Source organism: Sphingopyxis terrae subsp. terrae NBRC 15098 (assembly GCF_001598815.1).
GTDB classification, from domain to species: Bacteria; Pseudomonadota; Alphaproteobacteria; order Sphingomonadales; family Sphingomonadaceae; genus Sphingopyxis; species Sphingopyxis terrae.
Genome location: NZ_BCZQ01000004.1, coordinates 218,863 through 233,340, shown reverse-complemented (window position 1 = coordinate 233,340; position 14,478 = coordinate 218,863). Strand labels below are relative to the sequence as shown.

Here is a 14,478-nt window from a genome sequence, read left to right as displayed (position 1 = left end):
AGACGGTCTGTAACATGTTGATGGCAACTATGATGCCTACGAACGGCCAGAGCCATTCATTAGGCACGCCCACAAGCAAGTCGAAATGTAACGCCGCCCAAAAAAGACCATAACACGTTAGCGCACCTACCCAAAGATAGATCGAATTGCGTGCATCTTCGCTCAAGTGGCCATCTCCTTAGTGAAGGTAGATTGGACTGATTTACGGGCGTCCGCAATCGGTCGCTCGCCGCCATTCCGACGCCCGCCCCGGCTTTGCTAGAACCAGTTCCCCCGCGTGATCGCGGTGCTGCCCGCGGGAAGCGAGTAAAAGTCGCCGTCTTCGCCGACGACGATCGGCCCCGGATAGCGCCGCTTCGCATCGCCCAGAAACGCGGCGTCAAGGTAGCGCGACGGATAGGGCGGGACGATATGGCTGAGGACGAGCATCCGCACCCCGGCGACTTTCGCGCTGTCCGCCGCCTGCGCAGGACTTGCATGATAGTCGAGGATGTCGTGCATGATCTGCCCGGTCTGCGGCCGGCCCGACGCCTTGAGCTGCGCAGCGATCAGTTTGACCATTTCGGGTTGCAGCGCTTCGTGCACCAGAAGATCGGCGCCCTTGGCGACCCGTTCGACCATCTTCGACCGCGCCGTATCGCCGCTCAGGACGACGCTGCGCCCCTTGTAATCGAAGCGATAGCCGACCGCGGGTTGCACCGGGCGGTGATCGACCGGAAAGGCCGTCACGCGGAGGCCGTCCGCTTCATAGACGACGACCGGTTCGGTGGGCGTTGCGAATGGCAGGGCCGTCGCACCTGCCGCGGCGGGCGGGGTCACGACAGGCCCGTGGTGCGCAGTGCGGTAGCCATTGTCGAGCGCATAGGCCGCGTTGAAGCCGCCGATCAGCTGATCGAGTCCCGTCGGGCCATAGACGGGCAGGGGCGCCTTGTTGCCGCTGCCCGTCCAGCGCAGCAGCATCATCGGACCCATGCCGTCGATATGATCCGAATGATAATGGGTCAGGAACAGCGCCTTGATCTGGCCATTGGGCAGCCCCATCAGCGAGATATTGCGCGCGCCGCCTTCGCCGGCATCGACAACGAACATCGCCTTGCCGGCAATCACCACCGTACAGGCGCCAGCACGATCGCGGTTGGGGAGCGGCGATCCGGTGCCGCACAGCGCCACGTGCAAGCCGTCGGGCAGACCGGCGAGATGATCGCGACCGACGCCGCGTTCGACGCCGCGCTTGAACACCCACATGCCGATCTGTTGCTGGAACAGCATCGCCGCGCCGCCGCACAGCGCGATCAGCACCGCAAGCGCGACGAGCAGCCGCAAAGATTTCCGCATTTTCCTCTCCCGCCCCTTGGTCCGCTCCTTTCATGCGACGACGCGGGCGTCTGGACAAGGGCCGATGTTCGGCGCAGTCTCCGGACGACTGCGTTTCGTCGCGCAACTTACCTTTACGTAAACGTGAGCGCTTTCTATAAGGGCGCCATAGCCCAAGGGAGAATCAGAAAATGGACATGGAGTTCAGCCCCGAAGATCTCGCTTTCCAGAAGGAAGTGCGCGACTTCATCGCCGAAAATTACCCCGCCGAGCTGCGCGGCAAGCAGGACGAAGGGGATGAACTGACCAAGGAAGACTTCCTTGCGTGGCACAAGATACTCTACAAAAAGGGCTGGGTCGCGCCGGCCTGGCCGGTCGAATATGGCGGCACCGGCTGGACCCCGACGCAGCGCTTCATCTTTTCGGAAGAAACCGCGCGCGCCGATTGTATCCGCTTGATGCCCTTCGGCCTGTCGATGGTCGGCCCGGTCATCTACACCTTCGGAACCCCCGAACAGAAAGCGCGCTTCCTGCCGCGCATCCTGTCCGGCGAGGATTGGTGGTGCCAGGGCTATTCGGAGCCCGGTTCGGGATCGGACCTTGCCTCGCTGCGTACCGTCGCAGTGCGGGACGGCGATGAATATGTCGTCAACGGCCAGAAGACCTGGACGACGATGGCGCAGCATGCCGACTGGGGCTTTTTCCTCGTTCGCACCGACAAGGACGCCAAGCAGCAGGAGGGCATTTCCTTCCTGTTGATCGACATGAAGTCGCCCGGCATCACCGTGCGTCCGATCATTACGCTCGGCGGCGAGCATGAGGTCAACGAAGTCTTTCTCGAAGACGTTCGCGTGCCGGTCGAGCAGCGCGTCTATGAGGAGAACAAAGGCTGGACTTGCGCCAAATTCCTCCTCGCACATGAACGCACGGGCATCGCCGGTGTCGCCTCGTCGAAGCGCGGCGTCGAACGCGTCAAGGCGATCGCGCGCACCGAACTCGACGGCGACAAGGCGCTGCTTCAGAACCCCTTCTTCAAGCGCAAGGTCGCGGAGCTCGAGATCGACCTGACCGCGCTTGAATTCACCGAACTGCGCAGCTTGGCCGGTGCCAATGCCGGCAAGGGGCCGGGGCCGGAATCGAGCCTGCTCAAGATCAAGGGGTCCGAAATCCAGCAGCGGCTCACCGAACTGACGCTGGAAGCGGTCGGCCATTACGGGGCGCCCTATTTCCGCGGCTTCGGGGAAGGCGATAACGAGCATCCGATCGGTCCCGACTATGCACACCGCGCCGCGCCGACCTATTTCAACATGCGCAAGACCACGATCTATGGCGGGTCGAACGAGATCCAGCGCAACATCATCGCGAAGATGGTTCTGGGGCTCTGATCACATAATCGCCGTCATCCCGGTGGAGGCCGGGATCTCGACCTGTTGCCATGATGCGGCGGTGAGATTCCGGCTTTCGCCGGGATGACGTTGAAATCGAGGATAACGACAATGGATTTCACCTATACCGAAACGCAGGACATGATCCGCGACACGCTGTCGCGCTTCCTCTCGGACACCTATGATTTCGAGACGCGTCAGAAGTTCATCAATTCGGACAGCGGGCGCGATCCGGCGATCTGGACGGCGCTGGCGCAGGAACTCGGAATGCTTGGCGCCGCCTTTTCGGAAGAACAGGGCGGCCTTGGCGGCGGGGCGCTGGAAAATGCGATCGTCATGGAGGAACTGGGCAAGGTCATCGGGATCGAGCCCTATCTGCCGACCGTGGTGATCGCGGGCGGCGCGTTGAAGGCCGTCGGCGGCGCGCAGGCCGATGCGATGATCCCCGAAATCATCGGCGGCAACGCCATCGTTGCCTTTGCCTACGCCGAACCGCAGGGGCGCTATGATCTCGCCAATCTGCGCACGACGGCAAAGAAGGATGGGGCGGGCTATGTCCTGAACGGTCACAAGGGCGTCGTCTATGCCGCACCCTGGGCGACCCATCTGCTCGTCACCGCGCGCACCGGCGGCGGCCAGCGCGACCAGGATGGCGTGTCGCTGTTCCTGATCGACGCCAATCTTCCCGGCATCGTGCGCCGCGATTATCCCACCGTCGATGGCAACCGCGCATCGGAAATCTATTTCGAAAATGTCGCGGTCCCGGGCGATGCGCTGCTCGGCGGCGAAGGCGCCGCGCTGCCGCTGATCGAACAGATTGTCGATGAAGCGACCGTCGCGGTCTGTGCCGAGGCGACCGGCGTGATGCAGAAGCTGCACGAAGGCACGCTGGAATATACCCAGCAACGCAAGCAGTTCGGCGTTCCGATCGCCAAGTTCCAGGTGCTGCAGCACCGCATGGTCGACATGTTCATGGAAGTCGAACAGGCGCGGTCGATGACGATCATGGGCACGCTGAAGCTCGACCTTGCGCCCGATACGCGCAAGGCGGCCGTTTCGGCGTGCAAGTCGAAGGTGAGCCGCGGCGCGAAATTCGTCGGCCAGAACGCGATCCAGACGCACGGCGGCATCGGCATCACGCAGGAACTGGCGATCGGCCATTATTTCAAGCGTGCGACGATGATCGAGGGGCAGTTCGGCAGCGCCGACTATCACCTCGACCGGTTCGAGCAACTGACCCTCGCCGAATGAGGGTGTGCCGTCGGCATCGCGCTCAATAAGCGATGTCGACGGCGACCCGCAGCGTCCGCGGCCGCAGCGGTGTCAGATAGCCGGGGCTCCCCTCGACGAAGGGCGTTCCGAGGGCGAACCGATTCCCTTTTGAATCGAGCAGATTGGTCAGCGTCACCGACAAGCCGCGCCGCCCGTTGCCGAGCCGCATCGCAAGGCCGGTATCGACATAATCGCCCTGGCCTTCGCCAAGTACCGGCCCGATCCCGAGCCGCGACGGTCCTATATAGTTGGCCCAGCCGTTGATCCGGATTTCCTCGTCGTCGCCGACCGGCGCCGCATAGGTGATCGCTCCGCGCACCGCATGGCTTGCGACATTGGGAATCCGCCCCAGCCGGCCCGGAGCAAAATCGGCAACCAGCGCGATTTGGGGTGCCAGATCATCGACGCGGCTATGGTTATAAACCGCGCCCAGATCGAAGGAGAGGGTGGGCGTCACGCGGACGGCGAGCGATCCCGAGATGCTGGTGATGCGCCCGTCGCCGATGTTGGCGGTCGTCGGAAAGCCGTTGCCGTCGATGAAATCGGCCTGAATGTTGAACCAGCGTGTGTGCGATACGGAGATATTGGCATCGAACGGGGTGCGGCCGCGCTCGCCAAGCCTTATGCCGCCTTCCCACGTATGAACCCGGTCATTGCGATAGCGGCGGACGAAATTGCCGTCGACGGCAAGGCCGCCGGGCCGAAACCCCTCCTGATACCGCGCATAAAGCGTCAGGTTCGATAGCGGCCGCGCGAGAATGGCGAAGGAAGGAAGAAGGTCGCTTTCGTTGCGATGCGCGGTGATCGCCTTGCCCGCCGCTGCGAGCGCCAGAGCGAGGGCGACGTCTTCGCCGCTTCCGCCCAAGCGTGCGTGCGAGTAACGCAGCCCCGCCGTAGCAATCACATCGGGCAAAAGCTCGGCCGTCAACTCGCCATAGCCGGTATATTCGGTAACGCGGTTGGTGACGCCGGTCAGTGCCGACCGCATCTGGATGCCGCCGAATTCGCGGCGCTGCTGCGTTTCATTGTCGACGATGCTTGCGCCGACCACCCAGCCCCAACCATCGCTATAGGGGCGCGACAATCGCGTCTCGCTCGCCCACATGCGCGTGTCGTTGAACTGGTCCAGAACGCGCGGGTCGCCCCCCGCGGGGGTCGCATCGAAGCGCTCGTAAAGCCGGTGATCGATATAGGCGTTCGAGGATTGCAGGCGCAGATTGTCCCAGTCGCGCGTGACGACGAGCGTGCCCATCCCGTAACGACCGCGCGCATTCTGCTCGACGAGCGAATTGCGCGTCAGCGGCGGTGCATCCTTGTCGGCATATTGGGCATCATCGGCGGTCGTCGATTGATAGACGCCGCCGATATCGACGGTCCAGTCGTCCGCCGGGACAAGGCGCAATGTCCCGCGGCCGCCGCGCACCGTTACGCGATTGACGTCATTCTGGCCGAGCAGCGGATTGTCGATATAGCCGCCGTCGGTGATCATATAGCCAACAAGGCGCAGCGCGCTGCCGCCGTCGCCGATCGGGACGTTGGCGATGGCGCCGATATCGCCGCCCGGTTCGCCATGCTGGGTCGCGGTCAGACCAGCGATTGCCTGTACGCTCGCCTCTCGCGCGTCGGGTGCGCGCGGCACGACGCGGATGATGCCGCCAAGCGATCCCGCGCCGTAGAGCGTGCCTTGCGGCCCTTCGAGCACCTCGACGCTGTCGATGTCATAGAGGCGCAGGTCGGGGTCGGGGGCGTTGTAGCTCAGCCGAATGTCGCCGAAATATTGCCCGACGGTTGCCTGTGTCGGCCCCGTGAAGCTGGAATCGGCGATTCCGCGGATGAACAGTTTGTTGCGGCCCGAGCCCAGATGGGTCGACGATACGGTGGCCATTCGTGACAAGATGGATTCCGTACCGCGCTCGCCGCCGAATGCCAGATCGTCGCCATCCATCCGCGTGACGACGCCCGCAAAGCTGGAATAGGGCAGGTCGGCCTTCGTCGCGGTCACGATAAATTCATAAGGCGGCGCTTGGGGCGGCGGCGCTGCAGCAGGCGCCGCAGGCGGCGGGGGCGGGCGACGTACGGAGCGCGGGGCCGCCTGCTTCTCGATCCGCCAGCTTGTAGCGCTGACCCGCACTGCGCGCGCGCCGGTGCCGTCAAGCATCTGCCGGATCGCTTCGTCGACCGACATCCGCCCGCGCACCGGGCGCATCCGCGTCCGCCACAGCGCCGGGTCGCTGACGCTGATGCTGACACCGCCCTGGCGGCTGAGCAACGGAAGCGAGGTCGAAAGACTGGCGCGCGGCACGTCGAACGCGCGTTCTTCAGCCGCCATCGCCTGCGCGGGCAGGATGATAGTCGCGAGTCCCAGCGCAAGAGACAGGCGCGCGTGCATCGTCAGCGGCTGACCACCCAGCCATCGCCGCGCCGCTCGGCTTTGGCCCCCGACAGCGCCGCAAGGTCGGCCACGGTGCGATCGCTCGCCTTGTCGACGACGAGGGTGCCGCGGAACGACAAGCGCGACGCCGAGGGATCGATCTGCACGGATATCCCAGCCGTCCGCTTCAGATCGTCGGCGACGGTCTGAAGCGCCGCGCCGTCATAGACCAGCAGACCGCTCCGCCATCCACCGACCGTGGCCGTATCGACGAGCCGGATGCGCGGCGGCTGCGTATCGCCGTCGCGCGCGTCGATCGCTTGCCCTGCCACCAGGCGCAGCTTGCTGCGATCGGGGGAATAGAGCACGACGCCCTCCGAAACCGCAACCGCGGTCCGATTGTCGGCGCGCACCACATTGAATGCCGTCCCGAGATCGATGATCTGCGTCCCGCCCGTTTCGACGACGAAAGGGCTGTCGGTGCGGTGCACGACATGGAACATCGCTTCGCCGCTTTCCAGCCGGGCAAAGCGCGGACGGTCCTTGTCGAGCCGCAAGGTCGAACCGCCGTTGATCTCGATCCGCGAGCCGTCGGCAAGGGTGATCGTGCGATGCTCGCCGGCGGCGGTCTGGATCACGTCGCGGCCGTCCGACAGGTCGAGTGAGGGGAGGGCGACGACCCCGACGATCGCCGCGGCGACCGCTCCGCCAAGCCACCATCGACGCGGCATGCCCCGATCGTTTTCAGCCCGATCATTCGCCGGCGACACCGACGGCGCAGCGGGGGGCAACGCATCGAGATCGAGGTCGAGGCTCGCCAACGCATCGTAGATTTCGGCATGTCCTGGGTCCTCGGCAAGCCGGTCGGCAAAGCCGTCCCAATCGGCAAAGTCGGGCGCGCGTTGGCGGACGATCCAGTCGATCGCCTGGGCTTCGCTCGCGGTCACATGGTCAGCCGGCATCGAATTGCCTCCTGACGGCAGCGAGCGCGGCGTAGACCTTGCGGAGATCGGCCTCCACCGTACTTATGCTGATGCCCATTTCGGCGGCGATATCGCGTTGCAATACCCCGTCGAAGCGGAATCGACGAAAAATATATGCCGGGCGATCGCCGGTCGCAGCGATGGCGCGCTCGGTCATTGCCAATTGCTCGCGCGAGATAAGCACCGCCTCGGCGCCGGGTTTCTGCACTGCGCTCGCTTCGCCCCACGCCTTGTCACGCAACTGGCTCTGACGCACCGAACGATAGCGGTCGAGCATCAGATTATTGGCCGCGCGCATGACATAAGAGAGCGGGTCGGCTACGGGGCCGCTGTGGCGTTCGGTCAGGCGCATCCACAAATCCTGAAACAGATCTTCGGCAGCATCGCCCGCGCCGCGAACCGTCAGAAACCGGATGATCCGGTCGCGGTTGGCGAGCAGGACGCCCTCGATGCCGTGGGCCGCGTCGGATCGTTCATTTGCCTCGGTCATTCGGAACTTGTTTCGGAACGCCATTCCTTTTCGATCCCGGCCCGCCCGACCGGCACCATGCGCGCCCCCGCTGATGCCGCCATATAGCGGCAGCGGGGAGGCTTGCAACCGCGGTCGAGCGCGGCCACGCACCGGTACCAGTGCGAACGCGCGCATCGGCATGGTTCCGGGGGTTGTCATGCTGTCGGCCTTTGCAAGGGGGAGGCGGGGGTAGGGAGTGCCTCCCCCTTGCGGCTGCGACCGGCCCCGATGGGGGGCTTAGAGGCCGACGCGCAGGCTTGCACGGAACGCCCAGCCGATATGGCTTTGCTGTTCTTCCGCGGACACTTCGGCGCCGGCCTGAAAGGCCGAATTGCCGACGATGCCGCGGATGCGGCCGACCCAGCCGCTCGTGCGATCATCGGGGACCAGGGTAAACGGCGTGCCGTCCTTGAACGACGCGACCGTCGCACCCAGCGACCCGCTGACGATCTGGCGGCGACCACCTTCGATTTCGAAGCGTGTCCAGCCGTCATATTCGTCGGCGCCCCCGAACTCGAGCCCAAGCGCGACGGTGCCGCTGACCGACAATTCGTCGCTGCTGCGGCCGGCGACGGTCAGATCGAGCGCGTCACCGCCGCCGGTTTCGGCATAGCCGTCTTCCTTGAGCTTGAAATAATCCACCGCGAGCGTGGGCCGGAAGCTGATCCCGCCAAGCTGCGCGTCGCGCGCGATCGAGCCCGATGCCGACCACAGCGTCGCGTCCCATTTGCCGCGCATCGTTTCGCGAATATCCTCGGTACCGGCTTCGGCGCTGAACACGCGCGTGCCCTTGAGCCGGATCGGAGCGCCCGAAACGCGCGCATGGGCCAGCCAGTCGTTCGAATTCAGGCGCCAGTAGAGCGCGCCTTCCCACTGGGTCGAGCTGACTTCGCTGTCGTTGCTGCTGTTGCCGTCCTTGCCGCTGAGGAAGGCCGCCGACGCACCGAAATTGCCGATGCCGCTCTTGATCTCGGCGCCGAGCGAAATGCCCCAGCCGCTGACATCATAACCCGCGGTATCGCCGATGCTCTTCGACGTGCCCCATACGGCCTGGTTGACCCAATAGCCCCATTTGCCCTCGTCCTGGAACGGCGCGTTGGGGTCTTGCAGATAGCGTGCGAGCGCGCGCGAGCCCGAGGTGACGGTTTCGAAGACGCCGCCTTCATGTTCGGGCAGCATCTGGTTGAGCTGATTGCGGAACTGGTCGCCATCGACGATGTCGAGGAAGACGCCTTCGACCACCTGGTCGGCCGAAAGCGCATCGACGACCGCGTTGAACGCCGACGCCTGCGACCGGTTGAGGCCAAGCTCGCTCGTGCTCTTTCGCGCGATGTTGACGCGCAGTTCGTTCGCGGTCGAGGTCAGCGTGCCCTTGTAGAGGAAGGGCACGAGCGTCGATGTGGCCGTCAGATTGTCCGCGCCGGTCAGCGTTCCTGCGGTCAGGACGACGTGGTCACCCTCGGCATCCTCGATGCTCGACAGCTTCAGCGCCAGCTTGGAATCGGCGGCAAAGCTGGCCGTGCCGGTCACCTGCAACGCCGTGCCGGTGCTGCCGCTGTCGAGCGTGACCGCGACGATGCCCTTGTTGGTCACCGCGAGCGACGAGATGGTGGCCGCGCCGGCAATGTCGAAGGTGCCGCCGTCGACCGACACCGCAAGACCCTGCGCATTGGCGAGTTGCCCCGCAAAGCGGGCGGTGCCGCCGATCGACAAGATGTCCGTGCCGCCGCCGAAGTCGGCATTGCCGGTAAACACCGACGTTCCCGTCAGCGCCATCGTGTCATTGCCGCTGCCGAAGCGCGCATTGCCGGCATAGGTGGCGTCGCCAGACAGCGCGAGGCGGTTGTCGCCGGCGCCGAAATAGCTGTTCCCCTTCACCGAACCGTCGGCGATGTCGAAGATATCGTTGCCGGTGCCGAAGCGGACGTCGCCCGTAATCGACGGCGCGGTGACACCCGATGCAACCGCCGTCTGCTTGACGGTCGCACCGCCGCCGTTGGCCGACAGGTCGATCGCGACATTGCGATCCGACGACGCGAGCGCGCCGCTGGCGCTGATCGCGCCGCTGTTCTCGACCATGTCGACATTGCCCGACAGATCGACGATCGCGCGCGCGGTCGCGGCATCGCCGCCGGCCTTGGCCGAGATCGACCCGCTGTTACGGATCAGCGCCACGTCGGCGCCCGCTTCCACCAGGATGCCGGTGATCGACGAGGTCGCGCTGCTGCCGCCCGTCGCCTCGATCTTGCCCGCGTTGCGGATTTCGGGCGTGATCGTTCCCGCACCGGCGCGGATCGCGGTTGCCGACGCATCCTTCGACGTTGCCTGAACGCTGCCGCTGATACCCACGCCGCCGGCGATGGTAACATTATGCCCCATGCCGCCGAGTTGGATCGCCGTCGCGTCCTTTCCCGCATAAAGGCCGTTGCCCTGCACCGAACCGTCGATGATCAGGCCGAAGCCGGTTCCCGTTCCGGCAACGGCACCGATCGCGATGTCGCGGTCCGCCGAGCCGATCCGCATCGCGGGGGCCGAACCGAAGGAGCGGACGACCGCCGATCCTTCCTTGTCGTCGTCGATGCCGTCCTTGTCCTCATCCTTGTCGGCAGCGTTCGTGTCCTTGGGCGGGACAGCCAGGACGATACCGCCGCTGACATCGCCTTCGATCGACAGTGCCGGGCCGCCGATCAGCAGATCGTCGGCGTCGAGCTTCGACGGGTCGGACGGTGCCGTCGTGTAGCGATAGCCGGTGGCGGTGAGCGTCCCCTGCACGACAAGCGCGCCGTTGATGTTGCCCGAAAGCCGCGCGGCGACTGCATCCACGCCCTGCGCCGTAATCGTGCCGGCGAGGCGGACATTGCCGGTGACGTCCTGCAGTCCGACGCCGAGCGCGCGGTCGCCAATGACCGATACCTTGCCGTCGGTCGTGAAATTGCCGGTCAGCGGCCCGCCGAGCCGGATGCCCGCCGAATCATTCCCCTCGACCGTCACTTCACCGCTGTTGACGATATTGCCGGTAGAGGCGCCGCCGGTTGCGATGCCGACGCGGTTCGATCCGACCGCAAAGGGCCCGTCGAGATCGCCGTCATTGTCGATGTCGGTGGGGGTGTAGCTTTCGTCGATGATGATCTTGCCGGTCGCCGAATTGGTGATCGTGCCGGTCACGCCCGCATTGGCAAAAATGCCGCGCGCGCCGTCCGAATTGGTGATCTGGATCGTGCCGTCGTTGGTGACCTTGTTGTTGCTGTCGATCGTGACCGCCGTGCCACTCGTCGGCTTGATCGAGCCTGCGGAGCCGATCTTGATATCGTCGGCTGCGCCCGATTTGACGGTCGAGGTGCTGACCGGCGTTGTCGTCGCGGTGGTGATGCTCGTTTCGGCGTATGCGGGCATGGCGATGATCGTCGCCAGGCAGGTCGATGCCAGCAGGGTCTTGCGCATGGAGTTCCTCTTTTGATGTCCCCCCGGGTCGATGGCCCGGAACCGAACACAAGACGGAGCGCGCCGCGCGCGACCTTGGAAAAAAGTCCTGCGCCGGCTTTTGGCCGCAAGAAACGGAACGGATCGGGTGTACGGTCCCGCTATTCGCCGCGTCTCACCGCACGACGAAGAGGAAGGATGCCAATGACCGCCGAGCCGGAAATACGGACGCCGCAGCTTGAATCCGATCTGGAAGGGCGGGGATGGCACCGGCTTCCGAAGCTGCTCACCCTGTCCGATTGCGCCGATCTTTCCGCGATGTTCGACGCCAACGAGCGCTTTCGCAGCACGGTGACGATGCAGCGTCATGGTTTTGGCCGCGGCGAATATCGCTACTTTGCTTATCCCTTGCCCGCTGTCCTCGAACGGTTGCGGCAGCGCCTGTATGAAAGCCTGGCGCCGCTTGCGAACCGATGGGCGGCGCGTTTGGGAGCGAGCGCTTCCTTTCCCGCCGATCTGCCCGCCTTCACAAGCCTTTGCCACGCGTCGGGACAGGTCCGGCCGACGCCGCTGCTGCTACGGTACCGCGCCGGCGACTATAATTGCCTCCATCAGGATCTTTACGGCGACCTCCATTTTCCGTTTCAGGTGGCGGTCCTGCTGTCCGAGCCGGAAGTCGATTTCGACGGCGGCGAATTCGTCCTGACCGAACAGCGCCCGAGAATGCAGTCGCGCGCACATGTCGTGCCGCTGCGGATGGGTGACGCGGTCGTGTTCGCGGTCAACGAAGCACCGCGAGCCGGAACACGCGGCACCTACCGCGTCAAAATGCGCCACGGCGTCAGCGAAATTCGCAGGGGCGAGCGCTTCACGCTCGGCATCATATTTCACGACGCGCGTTAGGCGCGTGCGGCGATGGCGGACAGGGTGGGATTCGAACCCACGGTGAGCTTCCACCCACGGCGGTTTTCAAGACCGCTGCCTTAAACCACTCGGCCACCTGTCCTTGCGGCGCCGACATAGCGCGGCGGCGGCGCGCGGCAAGCGAAACCTTTGGCGCGCGCGGTGCGAACGGTCCGGCGCGCGAATGACTCGTCCTGTCCTGCCCATGGCTGGCCAAGGGGGCTGTATCCGTGGCAGACACGCCCTATAGGGTGGGACATATGCACGCTAAACCATTCAGAATCGGACGCCTCCTCGCCCGGATCGGTGTCCTCCTCTCGGCCTGGACCATGGCGGCTTCGGCGCCGCTGCACGCGCAGGCGGCCGATCCCGGCTTCGATACCTATGTTCAGTCGCTCTGGCCCAAGGCACAGGCGCGCGGCGTTTCGCGCGCGACCTTCGACCGGGTGACGAGCGGGCTTCGCTTCAATGCGCGCGTCGTGGCGCTCGATCGCGACAATCTGGGCGCGCCGCCGCGTCCCGATACGCCGATCCCGGCCTTTGCGCCTTATAAGGCGAAGCATGTCGATGCCGCGCGCATCAACGGCGGGCGCCGCGTCCACGACCGCCTGTTGCCGCTGCTGTCGCGGATCGAGGAACGGACGGGCGTCCCGACGAGCATCATGATTGCAATCTTTGGGCACGAAACCGCTTATGGGGCGGTAACCGGCAATTTCGACCTGCCCGAAGCGCTGGCGACGCTTGCCTATGAGGGACGCCGCCGCAGCCTGTTCGAGCCTGAATTCATCGCGACGCTCGAAATGGTCGAAAAGGGCGTTCCGCGCGAGGTGCTGAAGGGCAGTTGGGCGGGCGCGTTCGGCTATCCCCAATTCCTCCCCTCGGTCTATCTCAAGGTTGCCGAGGACGGCGACGGCGACGGCGTTGCCCGCATCTGGTCGAGCGAGGCCGACGCGGTCGAGTCGATCGGTTCCTACCTGCGCCGGGCGGGCTGGCATGCGGGCGAACCGTGGGGCGTTGCCGTACGCGTTCCCGACGGCTTCGACCGTTCGGCAATGGGAACCCGGCTCGAGCCGACACGCTGCCCGCGCGTTTTCGCCCGCTACAGCCGCTGGCGGTCGATGGCTGAATGGCGCGCCGCCGGGTTCCAGCCAGTGAGCGGACGCTGGCCGGCGGACCATATTCAGGCGACCTTGCTCGAACCCGACGGCCCGGGAAAGACCGCCTATTTGCTGACCGGTAATTATCGTGCGATACTCGACTATAATTGTTCGAACTTTTACGCACTTTCTGTGGGGTTGCTGGCGGATGAAATCGATCGTTAGGGGCGGGGGCGCGGCCACGCTGGTCGCAGGAACGGCATTGGCGCTGGCGGCATGCGGCAGCTTTGACGGCAAGAGCAATACGGCGGTCGCCGCTGCGCCCGCGACAGCTCCTGCCGACAATGGCGTATCGGACGTGCCGGTGAAACTCGGCGATCCCTATACCATCGCGGGCACGACCTACACGCCCGCGGATGTCGCCGATTATGACGATGTCGGCTATGCAAGCTGGTATGGCGAAGAAGCGGCGGGCAAGCCGACCGCCAATGGCGAGATATACAACCCCGACGGTATCAGCGCGGCGCACAAGACGCTGCCGCTGCCCAGCTATGTCGAGGTAACGGCGCTCGATACCGGGCGCACGATATTGGTTCGTGTCAACGATCGCGGACCGATGAGCAACGACCGGCTGATCGACCTGTCGCGCGGCGCCGCTGCACAGCTCGGGCTGACCGATGCGGTGAGCGCGGTTCGCGTGCGCCGGACCAATCCGCCCGCCGCCGAGCGCGCGCAGCTTCGCGCTGGCAGGCCGGTACCCGAGCGGCTGGCAACGCCCGAATCGCTGCTGTCGATCCTGCGGACCAAGATCAAGCAGGTGCCCGTGCCCAAAGCGGCTGCCGCCACGGTTCCCGATCAACCGGCGCCGCCGACGGCATCGGCTCAGGCCAAACCCGGCGACGACCGGATGGCGGTAACCAGCAGCAAAAAGCCCGAACCTTCCAAGCCGGCCCCGGCGGCCAAGCCGGCTACACCCGAAAAGAAAGCGGAACCGGCACCCAAAGCGGTTGCGGGAAGCTTCGTCGTTCAGGTCGGCGCGTTTAGCAGCGAAGCGCGGGCCAATGTCGCAGCGAAATCGGTCGGCGGCCATGTCGACAGAGCCGGCAAATTGTGGCGCGTCCGCATGGGGCCCTTTGCCAGTGACGGCGAAGCAAAAGCCGCACAGGACAAGGCGAAAGCCAAAGGTTTCCGCGACGCGACCGTCCTGCGCGACCGCTAAGCC

General features: G+C 65.1%; 10 protein-coding genes and 1 tRNA gene. 5 read left to right on the top strand and 6 right to left on the bottom strand.

The window, feature by feature from the left end:
* Positions 1-258: 258 nt before the first annotated feature.
* Positions 259-1,335 (bottom strand): MBL fold metallo-hydrolase, encoded by a 1,077-nt coding sequence (locus STE01S_RS03855; RefSeq protein WP_062765030.1) that lies wholly within the window; start codon positions 1,333-1,335, stop codon positions 259-261.
* 170 nt (positions 1,336-1,505) lie between these two features.
* Here STE01S_RS03855 and STE01S_RS03850 point away from each other — a divergent pair, with 170 nt between their 5' ends.
* Together STE01S_RS03850 and STE01S_RS03845 are read left to right on the top strand one after the other, a co-directional pair.
* Positions 1,506-2,699: an acyl-CoA dehydrogenase family protein gene (locus STE01S_RS03850; RefSeq protein WP_003051642.1), complete on the top strand. Its 1,194-nt coding sequence runs from the start codon at positions 1,506-1,508 to the stop codon at positions 2,697-2,699.
* Positions 2,700-2,810: 111 nt separating this feature from the next.
* The gene (locus STE01S_RS03845) at positions 2,811-3,950 is read left to right on the top strand and encodes an acyl-CoA dehydrogenase family protein (protein WP_062765028.1); all 1,140 of its coding nucleotides are present in this window, start codon (positions 2,811-2,813) and stop codon (positions 3,948-3,950) included.
* Positions 3,951-3,972: 22 nt separating this feature from the next.
* Here STE01S_RS03845 and STE01S_RS03840 read toward each other — a convergent pair whose 3' ends face one another.
* The 4 genes from STE01S_RS03840 to STE01S_RS03825 form a co-directional block, all read right to left on the bottom strand.
* Positions 3,973-6,360: a TonB-dependent receptor domain-containing protein gene (locus STE01S_RS03840; RefSeq protein ID WP_062765025.1), complete on the bottom strand. Its 2,388-nt coding sequence runs from the start codon at positions 6,358-6,360 to the stop codon at positions 3,973-3,975.
* Positions 6,361-6,362: 2 nt separating this feature from the next.
* A complete protein-coding gene (locus STE01S_RS03835; RefSeq protein ID WP_062765023.1) occupies positions 6,363-7,304 on the bottom strand; it encodes a FecR family protein in 942 nt (313 codons plus the stop codon).
* Positions 7,294-7,815 (bottom strand): RNA polymerase sigma factor, encoded by a 522-nt coding sequence (locus STE01S_RS03830; RefSeq protein WP_062765020.1) that lies wholly within the window; start codon positions 7,813-7,815, stop codon positions 7,294-7,296. The genes STE01S_RS03835 and STE01S_RS03830 overlap by 11 nt, the downstream gene beginning before the upstream one ends.
* Positions 7,816-8,073: 258 nt before the next feature.
* The gene (locus STE01S_RS03825; RefSeq protein WP_062765017.1) at positions 8,074-11,277 is read right to left on the bottom strand and encodes an autotransporter outer membrane beta-barrel domain-containing protein; all 3,204 of its coding nucleotides are present in this window, start codon (positions 11,275-11,277) and stop codon (positions 8,074-8,076) included.
* Between the two features lie 183 nt (positions 11,278-11,460).
* Here STE01S_RS03825 and STE01S_RS03820 point away from each other — a divergent pair, with 183 nt between their 5' ends.
* Positions 11,461-12,159 carry a 2OG-Fe(II) oxygenase gene (locus STE01S_RS03820; RefSeq protein WP_062765014.1) on the top strand — a complete coding sequence of 233 codons (699 nt, stop codon included), beginning with the start codon at positions 11,461-11,463 and terminating at the stop codon, positions 12,157-12,159.
* Positions 12,160-12,172: 13 nt separating this feature from the next.
* Here STE01S_RS03820 and STE01S_RS03815 read toward each other — a convergent pair.
* Positions 12,173-12,262: transfer RNA gene (locus STE01S_RS03815), tRNA-Ser, on the bottom strand.
* A gap of 226 nt (positions 12,263-12,488) precedes the next feature.
* Here STE01S_RS03815 and STE01S_RS03810 point away from each other — a divergent pair.
* Together STE01S_RS03810 and STE01S_RS03805 are read left to right on the top strand one after the other, a co-directional pair.
* A complete protein-coding gene (locus STE01S_RS03810) occupies positions 12,489-13,481 on the top strand; it encodes a lytic murein transglycosylase (protein ID WP_174531823.1) in 993 nt (330 codons plus the stop codon).
* Positions 13,465-14,475 carry a septal ring lytic transglycosylase RlpA family protein gene (locus STE01S_RS03805; protein ID WP_062765008.1) on the top strand — a complete coding sequence of 337 codons (1,011 nt, stop codon included), beginning with the start codon at positions 13,465-13,467 and terminating at the stop codon, positions 14,473-14,475. The genes STE01S_RS03810 and STE01S_RS03805 overlap by 17 nt, the downstream gene beginning before the upstream one ends.
* The last annotated feature ends 3 nt before the right edge of the window (positions 14,476-14,478 follow it).